Here is an 18,794-nt window from a genome sequence, read left to right as displayed (position 1 = left end):
TGGACTTGCCGCAGCCCGAGGCTCCCAGGAGGGTGACGAACTCGCCGGGGGCGACGTCGAGGGAGATGTCGTCGAGGACGAGCTGGCCGCCGGCGAGACCGCCGAAGGACTTCGAGACGTGCTCGATCCTCGCGGCGTGGGTCACCGCCGCACGGTCCTCGGCCTTGGCGAGCGTCGTGGTCGTGGCCATGGTCGTCATCTCCTGGGAGTTCGGGCTGCGCTGCTACGGCTTTACTTCGCGCCGAGACCGGCGTCGGCGACTTCCGGCCTGCCCTCGGCCTTGAGCACCTTGTTGAGCAGCGTGAGGTCGTAGATGCCGGCGAGCTCGGGCTTCTTCAGCAGTCCCGCGTTCACCGCGTGCTCCGCCTGCGCCTGGAGGGTGGCCGCGAGCGGGTCGTCGGTGATCGTGATGGACGGCCAGGCCGCGTCGATGACCTTGGCGGAGAGCGGCTTGCCGGTCTCCTTCTTCAGCGCCGCGTTCACCGACTCCTTGGCCGCGTCCGGGTTGGCGGTGATCCACGCGTTGGTCTTCACCGTGCCGCGCAGCACCGCCTCGACGACGTCCGGGTGCTCCTTGAGGAACGCCTGGCGCACGATGATGTTGGTGATGACGAACTTCTTCTCGGGCCACAGGTCGGACTCGTCGAGCAGGACCTTCGCGCCCTCGCTGACCAGCTTCGACGCGGTCGGCTCCGGCACCCACGCGCCGTCGATGGAACCGGACTTGTAGGCGTCCGGCGTGATCTTGTTGTCCGTGCGCAGCACGGAGACGTCGCCCTTGCCGCTCTGCGAGTCGACCTTCCAGCCCTTCTCGGACACCCAGTGCAGGAACGCGACGTCCTGGGTGTTGCCGAGCTGCGGGGTCGCGATCCGCTTGCCCTTGACGTCGTCGACCGTCTTGATCTTCTCCGGGTTGACGACCAGCTTCACGCCGCCCGAGGCGGAACCGGAGATGATCCTCAGGTTCTGGCCCTTGGACTTGGTGTAGCCGTTGATGGCGGGGGAGGGGCCGATGAAGCCGATGTCGATCGAGCCGGCGTTCAGCGCCTCGATCTCCGACGGGCCCGCGTTGAAGGTCGAGGGCTTGATCGTCGTGCCGCCGAGCTCCTTCTGGAGCAGGCCCTTCTGGACACCCACGAGAGCGGTGGCGTGGGTGAGGTTGGGGAAGTAGCCGATCCGCACCTCGCCGGCGGAGAGCTTCTTGGCGTCTGCCGCGACCTTGGGCTGCTCGGCCTCCTCGGTGGCCTGGGAGCCGTAGCCGCAGGCGGTGAGCAGAAGGGGAAGCGCCGCGATGGCGGCGAGGGTGCGCAGGGTGGTGAGCGGTCTTGCGGCAGACACGGAGGTGTCCTTTCGGAGAAAGGTCTTCGAGGAAGTGCGGACATGCGTGACGCGGCCGCCCGCGAGCTGCACCCGGCGCGGGGCGGGCGCGTGCGGTGCGTGGGCGGTGGCGGTGTGCGATCGGCGGTGGCGGCTGTTCCGCGGGGCGGAGAGGCGGATCCGCTGAACGGCCTCAGAAAGGCCGACAGATGGCGCTGGACGTGCGGCCGAGGTCGATGTGCCGGCGGGAGGTGAGGAGAGAGGACGGGAGCGAGTCGTCCGCCTGCTTCAGCGTGCGCACAGCTGCCACCTCCGGAATCCCTAGTTTTCCCACCTGAGTGATAGGCATAGTGGCAGAGGCGGGTTTCGGCCCCAAGAGGGATTTCACATAGTGGACGATCTCGTCTTATGAGCCGAGACGTCGCAGGTCAGGAGCGGGGCCTTGAGGCCGTGCCCGTCGGTCTCAGGGATTGGTCCAGGCCGTCGGATCCTGCGCCAGGGAGTGCACGAAGGCGGGGAGCTCGCCCGAGGCGATGTCCGCCAGTGAGACGCCTTCGAGGATCTGGCGGACGTTCGCGCGCAGGGCGACCCACAGCGGCAGCAGGGCCTGTGCGGGACCGTTGTACGAGAGCTCCGGCGGGCGCACGCCGCGGACGGAGACCAGCGGGCCGTCGACCGTCCGCACCACGTCGGCGACGGAGATGTCCTCGGCGGCCTTGGCCAGCCGGTAGCCGCCGCTGGCGCCGCGCTGGCTGAGCACCAGTCCCCCGCGGCGCATGTCGTTGAGGATGCCTTCGAGGAACTTGTGCGGGATCTCCTGCGCCTCGGCGATGGCCTCCGCCTTCAGGGGGCCGCCCCCGGGGGCGCCGGCGAGGAGAAGGGCGGCCCGTACCGCGTAGTCCGCCCTGGCTGAGATCCGCATGCCGGCATTATCCCGCAGGTCCCGCCGCGGGTCGCGGCGGGACCTGCGGGCGGGACCCGTGGGGTGGCGTGGCCCCGGTCAGGCAGGCACGGGCGTGTAGTGGGCGGCGTCGTCGCCCTCGACGACGTAGCTGTGCGCGCCGTCGACCCCGGCGGGGGCGTCCCCGGCGACGGTGACGCGGTGCAGCAGCCGCGGCTGGTCGCCGTAGTCGTCCGGGGCGTAGTGCTGGGTGATGCGGTTGTCGAACAGCACGAGGTCGCCGGCGTTCCAGGAGATCCGCACCAGGTTCTCGGGCCGGGTGACGTACGACTGGAGGAGCCCCAGGAGGACCCGCGACTCCGCCGGGCCGAACCCGACCAGACTCTGCGCGAACCCGCCGATGAACAGGCCCCGTTCGCCGCTCTCGGGGTGGACGCGCACGACCGGGTGGGCGGTGCGGTAGCGCCGGGACACGAACTGCCTGCGGTGCTCGGCGGCCTTCTCGTTCTTCGGCTCGGCGTAGTCGTACGCGTTGGTGTGCACGGCCCACAGCCGGTCGGCGAGCTCGCGCAGCGGCTCCGGCAGGTCCCGGTAGGCCGCCGCCGCGTTGGCGATCAGGGTGTTGCCGCCGTACGGCGGGACGACGAGGGCCCGCAGGGTGGACGCCTTGGGCGGCGTACGGACGAAGGTGACGTCCGTGTGCCAGTGGTTGGCGCGGATGCCCTCGTCACCGTCCACCGGCAGGATCTGCGGCCGTCCGTCGACGGCCGGCACGGTGGGGTGGGCGCCCGTCAGCTCGCCGAAGAGGGAGGCGAAGCGGAGCTGGCCGTCGTCGTCGAGGTGCTGGTCGCGGAAGACCAGGACCTTGTGCTCCAGCAGGGCGTCGTTGAGCGCCGCGACGGTCCCCGGGGCGAGGTCGCCCGCCAGGTCCAGGCCGTGGACCTCGGCGCCGATGCGGCCGCCGATCCGGCGGAGCCCGAAGCCGGCCGGTCCGGTCGCCCCGGCGGGCGTGGCGGCGGTGGGCGCGGTGGGAGCGCCCGAGGGGGTGGATGCGAGAGTCATGGCAGGTCGTCCTTCCGGTGAGTGATGAGCAAGGGCCGAGGAGGTCGGTGGTGAGGTCGCGCGCCTCGCCGGTCAGGCCGTCCGTCCCGCGCCGACGGCCGCTCCGGGCGCCGCGACGGGCGCCGGGGCCGCGACGGCCGCCGGCCGCGGCAGCCCGTATTGCTCCCGCAGGGTGCGGCCGGTGTACTCGGTGCGGAACAGGCCGCGGGCCTGGAGGATCGGGACCACCTGGTCGACGAAGTGGTCGAGCCCGCCGGGCAGGTACGGCGGCATGATGTTGAACCCGTCGGCGGCGCCCTGGGTGAACCATTCCTGGAGCTGGTCGGCGATCTGCTCGGCGGTGCCGGCGACGACCCGGTGGCCGCGCCCGCCGCCGAGCCGGGCGATCAGTTCGCGCAGGGTGAGACCGTCCCGCCGGGCGAGTTCGGCGACGAGCGTGAAGCGGCTCTTGTTGCCGTTGATGTCGCGCTCGTCGGGCAGCTCGGGCAGCGGGCCGTCCAGCGGCAGGCCGGTCAGGTCGGTGCCGAGCATCCCGGAGAGCTGGGCGAGGCCGTACTCCGGCACCTGGAGGTCGGTGAGCTCCTGTTCCAGGGCGCGGGCCTCCGCTTCCGTGGAGCCGATGACGGGGCAGATGCCGGGCAGGATCTTCACGCCGTCCTCGGCCCGGCCCTGACGGGCCACCCTGCCCTTGAGGTCCTTGTAGAACGCCTGGGCGTCGGACAGGGTCTGCTGCGCGGTGAACACGGCCTCCGCGTACCGGGCCGCGAACTCCTTGCCGTCCTCCGACGATCCCGCCTGCACCAGCAGCGGGTGCCCCTGCGGGGAGCGGGGCACGTTCAGGGGGCCGCGCACCCGGAAGTGCGTCCCCCGGTGGTCGATGGGCCGGACCTTGTCGGTGTCCGCGTAGACCCCTCGCTCGCGGTCGAGGACGACGGCGTCGTCGGCCCAGCTGTCCCAGAGCTTGACGGCGACGTCGACGAACTCCCGGGCCCGCTCGTAGCGCAGGGCGTGCTCCAGGTGTTCGTCGCGGCCGAAGTTGCGGGCCTCGTCGACGCTCCCGGACGTCACGATGTTCCAGCCCGCCCGGCCGCCGCTGAGATGGTCGAGGGAGGCGAACGCGCGGGCCGTGGTGAACGGTTCGTTGAACGTGGTCGACACGGTGGCGATGAGCCCGATGTGCCTCGTGACGCCGGCCAGGGCCGACAGGAGGGTGAGCGGCTCGAAGCCGCCGAGCGCGTTGTACCGGGCGTTGCCCCACAGGGCGAGCCCGTCGGCGAGGAACACCGAGTCGAGCAGGCCGCGCTCGGCGGTCCGGGCCAGCTCCTGGAAGTACGCCACGTCCGTGACGCGCTCCGGCGTGGTGCGGGGGTGCCGCCATGCGGCGTCGTGGTGGCCGGCGTTCATCAGGAAGGCGTTCAGGTGCAGCTGACGGGGAAGGGGCGGTGATCCGGGCATGGTGGTGTCCTAGGTGGGTGGCGGGCGAGTACGGGGAGGCGGCGGCAGGGCGTGGTTCAGCCGTTCGCGGGGACGCGCCAGGAGCTGAGCCGCCGCTCCAGAGCGACGAGGAGCTGGTTGAAGGCCACGCCGACGGCGGAGATCGTGATGATCCCGGCGTACATCTGCGGGATGGCGAAGTTGTACTGCGAGGCGTTGATCAGATAGCCGAGGCCCGCCTTGGCACCGATCATCTCGGCGGCGACCAGGACCAGGATGGACACGGCTCCCGCGAGCCGGACGCCCGTGAAGACGGCCGGCACCGACGCCGGGAGGATCACCTTCTGGAACAGCCGTACCGCGGGCAGGTCGAGCGACCGGGCCAGCCGGAGCAGGGTCGGGTCCACGGACCGTACGGCGCTGATGGTGCTGAGGAGCACGGGCCAGGCGCAGGCGTAGACGACGATCGAGATCTTGGACGTCTCGCCGATGCCGAGCAGCAGCACGAACACCGGCAGCAGCGCGAGGGCCGCGGTGTTCCGGAAGACCTCGAGCAGCGGTCCGAGGAGATCGGCCACCGGCCGGTACCAGCCGATCAGCAGACCGAGGGGTACGGCGAGCGACACCGCGATCAGGAAGCCGCTGAAGGAGCGGGTGAGGCTGGCCCGCGCGTGGTCGGCGAGCTGCCCGTCGGCGGCCAGCCCCCACCACGCCCGGGCGACCTCGCTGAACGGGGGGAGAAACGTGCGGTCGACGAGGCCGAGCCGGGGCGCGGTCTCCCACAGCAGGAGCAGGGCCACGACGGCCGCCGACCTGGTGCCGGCCCTGAGGAGCCCGTGGGCCAGCCGGCGGCCCGCCCGCCGGGACCGCCCGGGGCGTGCGGGGGCGGGGGCGGGGGCGGCGGGCGTCGGGGGTGCCGCCTCGGGACGGGCGGCGAGGGCGGTGCCGGGTTCCTTCTCGGTGGTCACGGTGCTCATGCGGCGACTCCCTCCCTTTCCTCCTGCTGGGCCCTGGACACCTCGTCGCGGAGCAGGGACCAGATGTGGTGCCGGTGGCGGGCGAACTCGGGGCTGGAGCGCGGGTCGTCGCCGTCCGCCCGGGCCGGCAGGTCGATCGGCACGACCTCCTTGATCCGGCCGGGCCTGGAGGTCATCACGGCCACCCGCTGCCCCAGGTGCACGGCCTCGTCGATGCCGTGCGTGATGAAGACGACCGTCTTGCCGGTGGCCCGCCAGATGCGCAGCAGCTCGTCCTGGAGTGACTCCCGCGTCTGGGCGTCCAGCGCCGCGAAGGGCTCGTCCATCAGCAGCACGTCCGGGTCGTACGCGAGGCTGCGGGCGATGGCGACCCGCTGCCGCATGCCGCCCGACAGCTCGTGCGGATGCCGCCCCTCGAACCCGCCGAGCCCCACCAGTTCCAGGAACTCCCGGGCCCGGGCGGCCCGTTCGCGCCGGGGCACGCCGACGGCCTCCAGCCCGAACTCGACGTTGCCCTGGGCGGTGCGCCAGGGCAGCAGCGCGTACTGCTGGAACACGATCCCCCGGTCGAGGCCCGGCCCGGTCACGGGGGAGCCGTCGAGGAGGATGCGGCCGGAGGTGGGACGGGACAGGCCGCCGAGGAGGTCGAGCAGCGACGACTTGCCGCAGCCGCTGGGGCCCACCACGACGAGGAACTCACCGTCGCCGACGGTCAGGTCGACACCGTCGAGGGCGGTGACGACCGAGCGTGCGCCGTCCCTGCCCTTGACGGGGAACTCCTTCCGCACCCCGTCGAAGACGATCTTTGCCGTGTGCGCGGCGGTCACGAGGGTCACCTCCCGTTGCGGTTGAAGTCGTTGGTGTAGAGGGCGTCGAGGCGGACCCGGCCGCGGTCGACGTCACCGCGCTGCGCGAGCCAGTCGATCCAGAGCTGGAGATCCTTGCCCTTGATGCGCCCGCCGGGCTCCGCCACGCCGTACGACTTCCAGTAGCGCAGGGCACCGACGTCCTCGTTCCGCTTCCGCTTCCGGACGATCTCCGTCATCCGGGCGACGACCTCGTCACGCGGGGTGGTGCGCGACCAGTCGAGTGCCCGGCCGACGCCGGTGACGAAGGTCCGCACGGTCTCGGGGTTCTGCCGGATGAAGCGGTCGGTCATGACGTACGTGCCGGCGCTGAAGGAGCCCAGGAGCTGGTGGTCGGTGAACAGCGGCCGCAGTCCGCCACCGGCCAGGGCCTTCTCCCGCAGCACGCCGCCGAGCACGGCGACGTCGATCTGCTTCTGGCGCAGCGACTGTTCGGTGTTCACGGGTGGCACGACGAGGGGCTCGACCTTGTCGGCGTCCGCCGGGGACAGCCCGCCGCGCTGGAGGTAGATGTCGAGCATCGCCTCCGAGTGCGCGCCGAGGGTGTTCATGCCGACCTTCCTGCCGATGAGGTCGCGGGCGGAGCGGATCGGACTGTCGGCGAGCACGTAGTAGCCGCTGTACGCGTGCTCGTCGGTGCCGTAGTAGCTGATGACCGCCTTGATCGGAGCGCCGCCGGCCGCGAGTTTGACCACCGCGCCGTTGAACGCGCCCCCGAAGTCGGTCTGGCCGGTGGCGGCCGACTGGATGTCCTGCGGACCGCTGATGGTGTTGCCGACCCACTCCAGTTCCAGGTCCTTCAGGTAGCCGAGGTCCTGGGCGAGTTCGGCGGGGATGACCTGGCCGGTCCAGCCCTGGTAGCGGAGCGTCTTCGTGCCGCCCTTGGCGGAGCCGCCGCTGCCCGCGGCCGTGCCGCAGCCGACCGCGACGGCCGAGAGGCCGAGCAGGGCGAGGAACTGGCGTCGGTTCGTCGTGGACAACGTGCTCATGGGAACGTCCTGTTCAGAAGGGGGGACGAAAACGGAATCGCGGCGGCGCGAGACGGCGCGCGGCGCAGAAATTCCTGGGAAAGGCAGGAGCCGGCCAGGGAAGGCAGGAGCCGGCCAGGGAAAGGCAGGATCCGGGGAAAGGAGCGGGGAAAGGGAAGCGGAGAACACGCCGCGCGTACGCGGGGACTTACCGGGCGGCGGCCTGGGGCACGCTTCGCCGGCGGGGCGTCAGGTCGTCTGACAGCCGCAGGGGGACATACGGGCAGCGCCGGCGTGCCGCCGGTGTCCGACGGGCAGCCGCGTGCCGAGGTTCGCTGACCGGCTCACGCCAACGAGGCTGGCAGCGGAAATCGGCCACGTCAATGCGAGCAACGGCGCCGTCTCAATTCCGAATTCCTCGACACGCGCCTGAAGCATTCCGTTCATCAACCGCGTGGCACGGGTAGCCGGGAACCGCACCCTGCCGTTCCGGAATACGGCCGGCGGTTGACGGGAGGCACGGCGTTCTGCTCAATTGGTCGCATGAACGCCGAGCAGCGCCTGGTCGCCCGTGGCCACATCGACTTCGGTCGGGTGTGGTCCGCGGCGTGTCGCGCCTGACGCGGCAACGGGCCGTCTGACCGGCCCTTTTCTCCCTCGGTGACCCCGTCGCGGGCCCTCCCCTGGTGGCACAGCCGCACGCACCCGCCCGGCCCGCAGCCGCTCACCCCTTCCGCCCAGCACCCTCAAGTGCCGCCGCACCTGGCGGCGCCGCGTGCTGCTCCGCCGTGCCCGCGTGCGCCGCACCACGTCACGGACCGAAGAACTCAGAGGAAAGGCCCTCTCCCATGCCCGTGGCATCCCCTGACGCCGCCGTCACCCACGACGCTTCCCCCACCGCCCCGCGCCCCGCCCGCGGCACCCTCGCGGTGGTGCGGTGATGACCCACGCACCGGAACTGACGGTCATTCACGTGCCCGTCTCGGACCCCCGGGTGCGGCCCCTGCTGCGGGAACTCGGCGACGAGTACACCCGACGCTACGGCAAGGACGCGCACGCCGAGATCTCCCGTTACCCCGACGAGGAGTTCACCGCCGCGCACGGAGGCGTCCTGCTCCTGCTCCTGGAGCACGGCGAGCCGGTCGCGGGCGGCGCCTTCCGCCGCCATGACGCGACCACGGCCGAGCTGAAGCGGATCTGGACGCACTCCGCCCACCGGCGGCGGGGCCTCGCCCGCCGTGTCCTCGTCGAACTGGAGCGCGAGGCGCACGCCCGTGGCTACCGGCGGATCTTCCTGACCACCGGCCCGCGCCAGCCCGAGGCCCGCGGCCTGTACCTGGCCACCGGCTACACCCCGCTGTTCGACACGGAGGCCGACCCGGAGACGATCGGCCCGCTGCCCTTCGAGAAGCACCTGCCGGCCGTCGCACATCAGGAAGAGGCGGTGCGACCCGCGCCGGACGAAGTGGCGGGGCCCGCTCCGGACGACCTGGCCTCGCTCAAGGTCGTTCCCGTCCGGCACTACGCCCGCTGGGCGGCGGCCGCCGCCGTGATCGTGCTGGTGTCCCAGTTCGTGCACGGTCTGGCCACCAACCCGGTCTGGGAGTGGGACGTCTTCCGCGCCTACTTCCTGTCCGAGACGATCGTCCAGGCGGTGTGGGTGACCCTCCAGCTCACCGCGTACGCCACCGTGCTCGGCTTCCTCCTCGGCACCGTCCTGGCGTTCATGCGGCTGTCGCGCAGCCCGGTGCTGCAGACCGTCGCCTGGTCGTACATCTGGATCTTCCGGTCCATCCCGATGATCGTCCAGCTGGTGTTCTGGTTCAACCTGAGCGCGCTGTACGCGGAACTGGGCGTCGGCATCCCCTTCGGGCCGGTGTTCTGGTCCGCCGACAGCAACAGCCTCATCGGCACCATCGGCGCCGCCGTCATCGGACTGACGCTGCACCAGGCCGCCTACGCCGCCGAGATCGTGCGCGGCGGCGTCCTCGCCGTCGACCAGGGCCAGCTGGAGGCAGCGGCGGCGCTGGGCATTCCCCGGCTGCGGCAGATCCGGCGGATCGTGCTGCCGCAGGCCATGCGCGCCATCCTGCCCACCGCCGGCAACGAGATCATCGGCCTGCTCAAGGGCACCTCGGTGGTCTACGTGATGGCCATCGGCGAGCTCTTCTACCAGGTTCAGGTGATCTACGGCCGCAACGGCCGGGTCATCCCCCTGCTCCTCGTCGCCACCGCCTGGTACGTGCTCCTCACCTCCCTGCTGTCGGTCGCCCAGTACTACGTGGAGCGCCGCTACGCCCGGGGCGCCGACCGCACCCCGCCGCCCACCCCGCTCCAGCGCGCCCGGCGCTTCGTGACGAAGGAGAGCTCGTGAGCACCGTCATGGTGGACGTCCAGGGCGTCCACAAGAGCTTCGGTCCGCTGGAGGTGCTGCGCGGCGTCGACCTGAAGGTCCGCGCCGGCGAGGTCACCGTGATCCTCGGCCCGTCCGGCTCCGGAAAGTCCACGCTGCTGCGCACCATCAACCACCTGGAGAAGGCGGACCGGGGCCGGATCGGCATCGACGGCGAGCTCATCGGCTACCGCCGCGCCGGCGGCAAGCTGTACGAGCTGAAGGAGAGGGACATCCTCAGGCAGCGCACCCACATCGGGTTCGTCTTCCAGAACTTCAACCTCTTCCCGCACCTCACCGTGCTGGACAACCTGGTCGAGGCCCCCGTCTCCGCACTGCGCCGCCCGCGCGGGGAAGCGGAGGAGACCGCCCGCCGGCTCCTCGGCCGCGTCGGCCTCGCCGACCGGGCCGACGCCTATCCGCGGCAGCTCTCCGGCGGCCAGCAGCAGCGGGTGGCCATCGCCCGCGCCCTCGCCCTCGAACCGAAGGTGCTGCTCTTCGACGAGCCCACCTCGGCACTCGACCCGGAGCTCGTCGGCGAGGTCCTCGACGTCATCAAGGACCTGGCCCGCAGCGGCACCACCATGATCGTCGTGACCCACGAGATCGGCTTCGCCCGCGAGGTCGCCGACACCGTGGTGTTCATGGACGGCGGTGTCGTCGTGGAGCAGGGCCCGCCCGAGGCCGTCCTGGACGCCCCGCGGCACGAGCGCACCCGCGCCTTCCTCTCCAAGGTCCTCTGACCACCCCTCACCCACACCAGGCAAGGAGCACGACCATGACCACCTCGATCACCCGCCGTACCGCCGCCGCGGCGCTGGGCCTGACCGCCGCCCTCGTCCTCGCCGCCTGCGGCAACCCCTCCGACGGCGGCACGACCGAGGTCGCGGCCGCGTCGGGCGACAAGGTGAAGATCAACCTGAGTCCCGACCAGAACCGCGTCACCACGGGCAAGGTCGACTCCATCGCCGCCCAGGTGCCGGAGGAGATACGCAAGCGCGGCACCCTGGAGATCGTCGACTCCTCCGGCTCGGCCGCCCCGCTGACGTTCTTCGCCACCGACAACAAGACCGTCATCGGCGTCGAGCCCGACATCGCGTACCTGGTCGCCGACGTGCTCGGCCTCGAGCCGCACATCAACACGGTCTCGTGGGAGAACATCTTCGTCGGCCTGGACAGCGCCAAGTACGACGTCGGCTTCAGCAACATCACCGTCACCGAGGAGCGCAAGGAGAAGTACGACTTCGCCACCTACCGCGAGGACAACCTGGGCTTCGAGGCGAAGAAGGGCAGCGGCCTGAAGGTCAGCGGGCCCGAGGACGTCGCGGGCAGGACCGTCGCCGTGGGCAGCGGCACCAACCAGGAGAAGCTGCTCGTCGAGTGGAGCAAGGAGAACGTGAAGGCCGGCCGCAAGGCGGTGGACATCAAGTACTACCAGAACGACAGCGACACCTACCTCGCCCTCCAGTCGGGCCGCATCGACCTCTACCTCGGGCCGAACCCGACCGCCGCCTACCACGCGGCCACCACCGGCAAGACGGAGGTGGTCGGCACGTACTCCGGCGCCGGCGCCACCCTCCAGGGCCTCATCGCCGCCACCACCAAGAAGGACAGCGGCCTCGCCGAGCCCCTCGCCGCCGCGCTCGACCACGTCATCAAGAACGGCACGTACGCCAAGGTGCTCCAGCGCTGGGGCCTGTCCGACGAGGCCGTGACCACGTCCGCGGTCAACCCGCCCGGCCTTCCGAAGACCAACAAGTAGCCGCCGACGGTTTCATGGAGCCGCAACACGCTCTCCACCTTCGCCCGTCCGGCTTCGCCTAGGCTGCGAGGACAGGGGGACCTGCCGTGCCGAGTGCGGCAGGCCCCCCGACCCGAGCGGCCCGAAGGGGCCCGAAGAGGCCCGACGTGGCCGGAAGCGCCCCGAAAGGGCCGGACGAGCGGAGGTGACGGTGTTGTCCCCCCTCTCCCGCACGCTCGTTCCCGCCGCCGCGGTGCTCGTCGCGCGCGGCTGCGTCCGTCTCCACTCCCGCACCCACATCGACCTGCGCAGGGTGGCCGGGGCCCTCTGTCGTCCCTGACCTGTTCCCGCCACCGAACCTCCGCACGGAGGCCGGTGATCACCGACGGTCGACCAGGAAGGGCCCCTTTTCGTGTCCTCGCTTTCCCCTCTTCACCTTGCCGTGGCACTGGACGGCACCGGCTGGCACCCGGCCGCGTGGCGCGAGCCGGGCGCCCGGCCCCGCGAGCTGTTCACCGCCGGTTACTGGGCCGGGCTCGTGGCCGAGGCCGAGCGCGGCCTGCTCGACTTCGTGACGTTCGAGGACGGGCTCGGGCCGCAGTCCTCGCACCCGACGGAGCCGGACGAGCGCACCGACCAGGTCCGGGGCCGGCTGGACGCCGTGCTGATCGCCGCCCGGGTCGCACCGCTGACCCGGCACATCGGGCTGGTGCCGACCGTGGTGGCCACGCACACCGAGCCGTTCCACATCTCCAAGGCGATCGCCACCCTGGACTACGTCAGCACCGGCCGCGCGGGCCTGCGCGTCCAGGTGACGGCGCGGCCGGACGAGGCCGCGCACTTCGGCCGCCGCGCCTTCCCGCCCCTCCGCGTCGAGGACCGTGACACGCCCGCCGGCCGGGCCCTGGCCGCCGAACTCCTCGACGAGGCCGCCGACCACATCGAGGTGGTGCGCCGCCTCTGGGACAGCTGGGAGGACGACGCGGAGATCCGTGACGTCGCCACCGGGCGCTTCGTCGACCGCGACAAGCTCCACTACATCGACTTCGAGGGCCGGCACTTCAGCGTCAGGGGACCCTCCATCACGCCCCGGCCGCCGCAGGGACAGCCCGTCGTCAGCGTGCTCGCGCACGACAGCGAGCCGTACCGGCTGGTGGGCCGCTCCGCCGACATCGGGTACGTCACGCCCCGCGGCACCGACCACGCGCGCGCCGTCGTCGCCGAGGTCCGTGCCGCCCAGGCCGCGGCAGGGCGGGCGGGGGAGCCGCTGCACCTCTTCGGCGACCTGGTGGTGTTCCTGGACGACGACCCCGCCGCGGCGGAGGACCGCAAGGCCCGCCTGGACGCTCTCGCCGGCCACGCCTGCACCAGCGACGCCGAGGTGTTCACGGGCAGTCCCGGGCAACTGGCGGACCGGCTCCTCGAATTGCGCCGGGCAGGCCTCAGCGGCTTCCGACTGCGCCCCGGCGTGATCGGCCACGACCTGGAGCAGATCACCCGGCGTCTGGCGCCCGAGCTCCGACGCCGCGGCGCCTTCCGGCACGCCTACGAGGCGGACACCCTCCGGGGGCTGCTCGGACTCGCCCGCCCCGCCAACCGCTACTCCCCCGAGCTCTCGGCTTCGCTCGAGCAGGGGGCACCCCCATCCGCCGTCTGAGCCGCAGGAGCCGTACCGCCATGACGAACCCGACCACCGGCAAGCCCCTGAAGCAGATCCACCTCGCAGCCCACTTCCCCGGCGTCAACAACACCACCGTGTGGAGCGACCCCCGGGCGGGCAGCCACATCGAGTTCAGCTCGTTCGCGCACTTCGCCCGGACCGCCGAGCGGGCGAAGTTCGACTTCCTGTTCCTCGCCGAAGGACTGCGGCTGCGCGAACAGGGCGGGCAGATCTACGACCTGGACGTGGTGGGGCGGCCCGACACCTTCACCGTCCTGTCCGCGCTCGCCGCCGTCACCGACCGCCTCGGCCTGACCGGCACCATCAACTCCACCTTCAACGAGCCCTACGAGGTGGCCCGCCAGTTCGCGAGCCTGGACCACCTGTCGGACGGACGCGCCGCCTGGAACGTCGTCACCTCCTGGGACGCCTTCACCGGCGAGAACTTCCGGCGCGGCGGCTTCCTCCCGGAGGACCAGCGCTACTCCCGGGCCAAGGAGTTCCTGTCCACCGCCACCGAGCTGTTCGACTCCTGGCACGGCGACGAGATCGTCGCCGACAAGGAATCGGGCATCTTCCTCAAGGACGCGCGGGCCGGGGCCTTCGTCCACCGAGGACAGCACTTCGACATCACCGGCCGGTTCAACGTCCCGCGCAGCCCGCAGGGCCGCCCCGTGATCTTCCAGGCCGGCGACTCCGAGGAGGGCCGCGAGTTCGCCGCCGCCGGCGCCGACGCCATCTTCAGCCGGCACAGCACCCTGGAGGCCGGCCGGGCCTTCTACACCGACGTCAAGGGACGCCTGGCCCGCCACGGCCGCACCCACGACCAGCTGCTGATCCTGCCCGCGGCGACCTTCGTGCTCGGCGACACCGACGCCGAGGCACAGGAGCTGGCCCGCGAGGTACGCCGCCTGCAGGTCAGCGGCCAGACGGCGATCAGGTACCTCGAACACGTCTGGAACCGGGACCTGTCCGCGTACGACCCGGACGGCCCGCTCCCCGACGTCGACCCGGACCCGGGCGAGCACACCATCGCCCGCGGCCGGGCCAGTGTCCGGTCGTTCCGCGACCCGCTCGCCGTCGCCAGGCAGTGGCGCGAGCGCGCCGAGGCGGAGAACCTGTCGATCCGCGAGCTGGTCATCGAGACCACCGGCCGCCAGTCGTTCGTCGGATCCCCGGCCACCGTGGCCGACACCATCGACCACTTCGTCCAGACGGACGCCGCCGACGGCTTCATCCTCGTCCCGCACATCACCCCGAGCGGCCTCGACGCCTTCGCCGACACCGTCGTCCCGCTGCTCCAGGAACGCGGGGTGTTCCGGCACGACTACACCGGCACCACGCTCCGCGACCACCTGGGCCTGGCCCACCCGGACGCCCGCGCCGGGCAGCCGGGGATCTCGCGGGTGGCGTCGTGAAGTTCCTGGCCATCACCCTCATCGTGCACGCCCCGGACCCGGTGACCGGAATCCGGAAGTCCACCCACGAGCGCTTCCGCGAGGTGATCGACAACGCGCTGCTGGCGGAGGAACTCGGCTTCGACGGCTTCGGCGTCGGCGAACGCCACGAGCGGCCGTTCCTCTCCTCCTCGCCGCCGGTCGTGCTCAGCCACGTCGCCGCCCTCACCTCCCGGATCCGGCTGTTCACCGCCGTCACCACCCTCAGCCTGCTCGACCCGGTGCGCGCCTACGAGGACTACGCGACCCTGGACCACCTGTCCGCCGGCCGCCTCGACCTGATCATCGGCAAGGGCAACGGCACCGCCCAGCGCGAGCTGTTCCACGTCACGCCCGAGGACCAGTGGGACCGCAACGCCGAGAGCTACGAGCTGTTCCGCCGCATCTGGCGCCAGGACAAGGTGAGCGCGTCCCCGCGCTTCCGCCCCGGGCTGACCGACGCCGAGGTGTGGCCGAGGCCGTTCCAGCAGCCCGTCCGGGTCTGGCACGGCAGCGCCACCAGCCGCGAGTCGGTCGACCTCGCCGCCCGGTACGGAGATCCGCTCTTCTCGGCCAACGTCACCCACCCGATCGAGCCGTACGCCGCACTCGTCGAGCACTACCGGGAGCGCTGGGAGCACTACGGCCACGACCCGGCCCGGGCGGTCGTCGGCGCGGGCACGGCCGGCTTCCACGCGGCCCGCACCTCGCAGGAGGCGGTCGCCGCGTACCGGCCGGTGTTCGAGGGGCAGCTCGCGTTCCAGAAGAGCCAGGGCCTGGAGCCGGTGTTCACCACCCTGGAGGACTTCGTCGAACGCAGTTCGGCGCTGATCGGCAGCCCGCAGCAGATCATCGACAAGGTGCACCGCTACCACGAGCGGTTCGGCCACAGCGTGCTGCACCTGCACGCCGACGCGAGCGGTCTCGCCACCGCCCGGCACCGGGCCTCGCTCGAACTCTTCCAGTCCGAGATCGCGCCGGTGCTGAGACGCGCCATCCCGGACCCGCCGTTCCCCTGGGCACCCGCGACGCCCCACGACCGCTGAGGAGCACCACCCGACCATGTCCCGCATACCTCTCGGAGTCCTCGACCTCGTCCCGGTCCCGTCCGGTTCCACCGCCGCCCAGGCGCTGAGCAACACCGTCGACCTGGCCCGGCAGACCGAGCGTTTCGGCTACGCCCGCTACTGGTTCGCCGAGCACCACCTCAACCCCGGTGTGGCCGGCGCCTCTCCCGCCGTCGTGCTCGCCCTGACCGCCTCCGCGACCTCCACCATCAGGATCGGCTCCGGTGCCGTGCAGCTCGGTCACCGCACCGCCCTGTCCACCGTCGAGGAGTTCGGACTCATCGACGCCCTGCACCCCGGGCGGCTCGACCTGGGTCTCGGCCGTTCCGCCGGCCGGCCCTCCGGGCAGACGGCCGGCCCCCGGCCGACCACGACCCCCGTCGTCGACGGTCGCGCGCCCAACGGCCTGAAGATCCCGCCCCGCTTCTCCTTCGAGCACCTGATCGGCGCGCCCCGCTTCCAGGTCCAGCAGCAGCTCCTGCACCAGCCCGGCGCCCGCCCCCAGGACTACGGCGAGCAGGTCGACGACATCCTCGCGCTGCTGCGCGGCGACTACCGCGCCGCCGACGGGACCGAGGCGCACGCCGTCCCCGGCGAAGGCGCTGACGTGGAGGTCTGGATCCTCGGCAGCAGCGGCGGGCAGAGCGCCGAGGTCGCGGGCCGCAACGGCCTGCGCTTCGCCGCCAACTACCACGTCAGCCCGGCCACCGTGCTGGAGGCGGCGGAGGGCTACCGGGCCGCGTTCCAGCCCTCCGACCACCTCGACAAGCCCTACGTGAGCGTCTCCGCCGACGTCGTCGTCGCCGAGGACGACGAGACGGCCCGCGAGCTGGCCACCGGCTACGGTCCCTGGGTCCGCAGCATCCGTACCGCCGAGGGCGCCATCCCCTTCCCGACCCCGGACCAGGCCCGCGCCCACGCCTGGACCGAAGCCGACCGCGCCCTGGTCGCCGACCGCGTCGACACCCAGTTCGTCGGCTCGCCCGGACGGGTCGCGGACCAGCTGGAACAGCTGCAGGAGGCCACCGGCGCCGACGAACTGATCGTCACCACCATCACCCACGACCACGCCGACCGGGTCCGCTCCTACCGGCTCCTCGCCGAGGAGTGGCAACGCCGCTGAGCCGTACACGCGTTCAGCCGGCCGAAGTACGCCGGGCGAGCGAGGGGCGGCCCGCCTGATGGCGGCCCGCCCCTCGCTCGGGCCGCGGCAGGGACGGGTGGCTAGGAGGCGTCGGTGTCCGGGTCCTGGAGGGTGATCGCGCCGGACGGGCAGACGCCGGCCGCCATCCGGGCGGCCGCCTGCTGGGAGGCGGGCGGGGTGGTGTGCAGGAGGACGACGAGGCCGTCGTCGGGGTCCTGGTCGAAGACGTCGGGTGCCGTCATGGCGCACATCCCGGCGCCGATGCAGCGCTCACGGTCGACGCTGAAGCGAGGCGAGGTCATGACGTCTCCTCGTCCCAGGTGACCGGCAGGCTCTTCACTCCGTAGATGTCCGCGGTCTCCGGGCGCAGGGCGACCTCCTCGGCCGGTACGGCCAGACGCAGCGTGGGGAAGCGGTCGAGCAGCGCGCGGAACGCGACGCGCATCTCGACGCGGGCCAGCTGCTGGCCCAGGCACTGGTGGATGCCGTGGCTGAAGGCCAGGTGTCCGTCGTACTTCCGCCGGATGTCGAGGGTGTCCGGGTCGGCGAAGCGCTCGGGGTCGCGGTTGGCGGTGTTGAACGACAGGACCACCGTCGTGCCGGCCTCGATGGTGTGACCGGCCAGCTCGACGTCCTCGAGTGCCGTGCGGTGGAAGGTCTTGGCGACGCTCAGATAGCGCAGCAGTTCCTCCACGGCCCCGTCGGTGAGCGTGGGATCGTCGCGCAGCGCGGCCAGTTGCTCCGGGTTCCGGAGCAGGGCGAAGGTGCCGAGGGACAGCATGTTCGCGGTGGTGTCGAAGCCGGCGGCCAGGAGGATGAGGCTGATGCCCTTCAGTTCCTCGTCGGTGAGGTCGCTGTCGGTGAGCTCGCTGAGGATGTCGTCGGTGGGGTTGGCGCGCTTGGCGGCCACCAGCTCGGCGAGGTACTCCTGGGTCGCGGTGTAGGCGGCGATCAGCTCCTCGTCGCTCACCTCGCCGCCCATGAACGCGTCGATCTGCTCCTGGAAGGAGGCCCGGTCCTCGTACGGCACGCCCAGGATCTCGCAGATCACGATGGTCGGGATGGGCTTGGCGAACGCGGTCACCAGGTCCACCGGACCCCCGGCCTCCGCCATCGCGTCCAGGCGTTCGGCGGTGATCTGCTCGATGCGCTCGGTCAGCATCCGCATCCGCCGGACGGTGAACCTGCCCACCAGCGGCTTGCGGTAGCGGCTGTGCTGCGGCTCGTCCATGAGCAGGAACTCGCCGGGCGGAGCCGGAGGCAGCTCGAAGTCGACCACGTTCATGAGGTCCTTGCGGGAGCTGAACCGGGGGTCCGCGAGGACGGACCTGACCAGGTCGTAGCCGGTGATCATCCAGCCGGGTTTGCCGCCGGGATGGGTGTAGCGGCTGATCGGGCCGTGCCGACGGGCCTCGCTCAGCTCGGCCGGCGGGTCGAAGGGGCAGCCGGCCGGACGGGTCGTCGGCAGGGTGGTGACGGTGTGCGGAGATGTGCTCATGGCCATTCCTCAGCTCGCGGCGTATGCGGTTGACGCATCCCGAAAGCTACGTTGCGTTCAGGAAATCGTCAATCAACCGAGAGGCCTTTTCCCTGGTAGGAAAAGGGAAATTGATGCAATGACCGTGAAGGTGAAAGCAACGTCATGTTGCAATGACAGGAGTTGAAGGCAATGGTCGTCGGTCGCTGCCCGCCGCCCGCCGGAACGGGCCGGACGGGCGACGGGGCCGTCGCCCCTTCGGGGGGCGGGCCCCGCGCGGCCCATTCCCGCGGCAAATAGGGGGGTTTGGGTGGGGTAGCGACGGGGGGGGGGGGGGGGTTGGACGCAGGAA

General features: G+C 71.7%; 18 protein-coding genes and 2 pseudogenes. 9 read left to right on the top strand and 11 right to left on the bottom strand.

Features of this window, described 5'->3' with window-relative positions; genetic code table 11:
* The 9 genes and pseudogenes from ACFVGS_RS33925 to ACFVGS_RS33885 all read right to left on the bottom strand — a co-directional run.
* A pseudogene (locus ACFVGS_RS33925) lies at positions 1 to 199 on the bottom strand (ABC transporter ATP-binding protein); the annotation flags it as partial.
* 32 nt (positions 200 to 231) lie between these two features.
* Entirely contained in the window at positions 232 to 1,338 is a 1,107-nt protein-coding gene (locus ACFVGS_RS33920; protein WP_384418175.1) for an aliphatic sulfonate ABC transporter substrate-binding protein, read from the bottom strand.
* Positions 1,339 to 1,510: 172 nt separating this feature from the next.
* Positions 1,511 to 1,627, bottom strand: coding sequence for a putative leader peptide (locus ACFVGS_RS33915; RefSeq protein ID WP_384418178.1), 117 nt, complete (start codon positions 1,625 to 1,627; stop codon positions 1,511 to 1,513).
* A gap of 153 nt (positions 1,628 to 1,780) precedes the next feature.
* Entirely contained in the window at positions 1,781 to 2,239 is a 459-nt protein-coding gene (locus ACFVGS_RS33910) for an RrF2 family transcriptional regulator (protein WP_384418181.1), read from the bottom strand.
* A gap of 78 nt (positions 2,240 to 2,317) precedes the next feature.
* On the bottom strand, positions 2,318 to 3,280 hold the full coding sequence (locus ACFVGS_RS33905) for a TauD/TfdA dioxygenase family protein (protein WP_385435749.1): 963 nt from the start codon (positions 3,278 to 3,280) through the stop codon (positions 2,318 to 2,320).
* Between the two features lie 72 nt (positions 3,281 to 3,352).
* Positions 3,353 to 4,735, bottom strand: coding sequence for an LLM class flavin-dependent oxidoreductase (locus ACFVGS_RS33900; RefSeq protein WP_384423106.1), 1,383 nt, complete (start codon positions 4,733 to 4,735; stop codon positions 3,353 to 3,355).
* A 56-nt stretch (positions 4,736 to 4,791) separates the two neighbouring features.
* Complete coding sequence (locus ACFVGS_RS33895) at positions 4,792 to 5,691, bottom strand: ABC transporter permease (protein ID WP_385695948.1); 900 nt, start codon at positions 5,689 to 5,691, stop codon at positions 4,792 to 4,794.
* A complete protein-coding gene (locus ACFVGS_RS33890; protein WP_385695946.1) occupies positions 5,688 to 6,518 on the bottom strand; it encodes an ABC transporter ATP-binding protein in 831 nt (276 codons plus the stop codon). Before ACFVGS_RS33890 ends, ACFVGS_RS33895 begins: the two co-directional genes overlap by 4 nt.
* A gap of 5 nt (positions 6,519 to 6,523) precedes the next feature.
* On the bottom strand, positions 6,524 to 7,546 hold the full coding sequence (locus ACFVGS_RS33885) for an ABC transporter substrate-binding protein (protein WP_385695944.1): 1,023 nt from the start codon (positions 7,544 to 7,546) through the stop codon (positions 6,524 to 6,526).
* Between the two features lie 919 nt (positions 7,547 to 8,465).
* Here ACFVGS_RS33885 and ACFVGS_RS33880 point away from each other — a divergent pair.
* The 9 genes and pseudogenes from ACFVGS_RS33880 to ACFVGS_RS33840 form a co-directional block, all read left to right on the top strand.
* Positions 8,466 to 8,885 (top strand): annotated as a pseudogene (locus ACFVGS_RS33880) (GNAT family N-acetyltransferase); the annotation flags it as partial.
* An 84-nt stretch (positions 8,886 to 8,969) separates the two neighbouring features.
* Positions 8,970 to 9,899, top strand: a complete 930-nt coding sequence (locus ACFVGS_RS33875; protein ID WP_385695955.1) for an amino acid ABC transporter permease — start codon at positions 8,970 to 8,972, stop codon at positions 9,897 to 9,899.
* A complete protein-coding gene (locus ACFVGS_RS33870) occupies positions 9,896 to 10,660 on the top strand; it encodes an amino acid ABC transporter ATP-binding protein (RefSeq protein WP_384423098.1) in 765 nt (254 codons plus the stop codon). The genes ACFVGS_RS33875 and ACFVGS_RS33870 overlap by 4 nt, the downstream gene beginning before the upstream one ends.
* A gap of 35 nt (positions 10,661 to 10,695) precedes the next feature.
* The gene (locus ACFVGS_RS33865) at positions 10,696 to 11,679 is read left to right on the top strand and encodes an ABC transporter substrate-binding protein (protein WP_384423097.1); all 984 of its coding nucleotides are present in this window, start codon (positions 10,696 to 10,698) and stop codon (positions 11,677 to 11,679) included.
* Between the two features lie 193 nt (positions 11,680 to 11,872).
* A complete protein-coding gene (locus ACFVGS_RS33860) occupies positions 11,873 to 11,998 on the top strand; it encodes a putative leader peptide (protein WP_385695939.1) in 126 nt (41 codons plus the stop codon).
* 72 nt (positions 11,999 to 12,070) lie between these two features.
* The gene (locus tag ACFVGS_RS33855) at positions 12,071 to 13,315 is read left to right on the top strand and encodes an LLM class flavin-dependent oxidoreductase (RefSeq protein ID WP_385695937.1); all 1,245 of its coding nucleotides are present in this window, start codon (positions 12,071 to 12,073) and stop codon (positions 13,313 to 13,315) included.
* 20 nt (positions 13,316 to 13,335) lie between these two features.
* On the top strand, positions 13,336 to 14,736 hold the full coding sequence (locus tag ACFVGS_RS33850; RefSeq protein ID WP_384423091.1) for an NtaA/DmoA family FMN-dependent monooxygenase: 1,401 nt from the start codon (positions 13,336 to 13,338) through the stop codon (positions 14,734 to 14,736).
* On the top strand, positions 14,733 to 15,800 hold the full coding sequence (locus ACFVGS_RS33845) for an LLM class flavin-dependent oxidoreductase (RefSeq protein ID WP_385695934.1): 1,068 nt from the start codon (positions 14,733 to 14,735) through the stop codon (positions 15,798 to 15,800). The genes ACFVGS_RS33850 and ACFVGS_RS33845 overlap by 4 nt, the downstream gene beginning before the upstream one ends.
* Positions 15,801 to 15,816: 16 nt before the next feature.
* The gene (locus ACFVGS_RS33840; RefSeq protein ID WP_384423087.1) at positions 15,817 to 16,944 is read left to right on the top strand and encodes an MsnO8 family LLM class oxidoreductase; all 1,128 of its coding nucleotides are present in this window, start codon (positions 15,817 to 15,819) and stop codon (positions 16,942 to 16,944) included.
* 101 nt (positions 16,945 to 17,045) lie between these two features.
* On the opposite strand, the gene ACFVGS_RS33835 is transcribed toward ACFVGS_RS33840, so the two are convergent.
* Positions 17,046 to 17,267: a ferredoxin gene (locus tag ACFVGS_RS33835; protein ID WP_384423085.1), complete on the bottom strand. Its 222-nt coding sequence runs from the start codon at positions 17,265 to 17,267 to the stop codon at positions 17,046 to 17,048.
* Positions 17,264 to 18,463 (bottom strand): cytochrome P450, encoded by a 1,200-nt coding sequence (locus ACFVGS_RS33830; RefSeq protein ID WP_384423083.1) that lies wholly within the window; start codon positions 18,461 to 18,463, stop codon positions 17,264 to 17,266. The genes ACFVGS_RS33835 and ACFVGS_RS33830 overlap by 4 nt, the downstream gene beginning before the upstream one ends.
* Positions 18,464 to 18,794: the final 331 nt, after the last annotated feature.

It is taken from the genome of Streptomyces sp. NPDC127114 (assembly GCF_042677525.1).
GTDB lineage: Bacteria > Actinomycetota > Actinomycetes > Streptomycetales > Streptomycetaceae > Streptomyces.
The sequence above is the reverse complement of the archived record's forward strand: the minus strand, read 5'-3'. Positions and strand labels throughout refer to the sequence as shown.

Bases quoted from the DNA above. Each gene is read 5' to 3' on its own strand.
- ACFVGS_RS33910 (WP_384418181.1), bottom strand. From the start codon at position 2,239: ATGCGGATCTCAGCCAGGGCGGACTACGCGGTACGGGCCGCCCTTCTC.
- ACFVGS_RS33905 (WP_385435749.1), bottom strand. From the start codon at position 3,280: ATGACTCTCGCATCCACCCCCTCGGGCGCTCCCACCGCGCCCACCGCC.
- ACFVGS_RS33900 (WP_384423106.1), bottom strand. From the start codon at position 4,735: ATGCCCGGATCACCGCCCCTTCCCCGTCAGCTGCACCTGAACGCCTTC.
- ACFVGS_RS33895 (WP_385695948.1), bottom strand. From the start codon at position 5,691: ATGAGCACCGTGACCACCGAGAAGGAACCCGGCACCGCCCTCGCCGCC.
- ACFVGS_RS33885 (WP_385695944.1), bottom strand. From the start codon at position 7,546: ATGAGCACGTTGTCCACGACGAACCGACGCCAGTTCCTCGCCCTGCTC.
- ACFVGS_RS33865 (WP_384423097.1), top strand. From the start codon at position 10,696: ATGACCACCTCGATCACCCGCCGTACCGCCGCCGCGGCGCTGGGCCTG.
- ACFVGS_RS33850 (WP_384423091.1), top strand. From the start codon at position 13,336: ATGACGAACCCGACCACCGGCAAGCCCCTGAAGCAGATCCACCTCGCA.
- ACFVGS_RS33840 (WP_384423087.1), top strand. From the start codon at position 15,817: ATGTCCCGCATACCTCTCGGAGTCCTCGACCTCGTCCCGGTCCCGTCC.
- ACFVGS_RS33835 (WP_384423085.1), bottom strand. From the start codon at position 17,267: ATGACCTCGCCTCGCTTCAGCGTCGACCGTGAGCGCTGCATCGGCGCC.
- ACFVGS_RS33830 (WP_384423083.1), bottom strand. From the start codon at position 18,463: ATGAGCACATCTCCGCACACCGTCACCACCCTGCCGACGACCCGTCCG.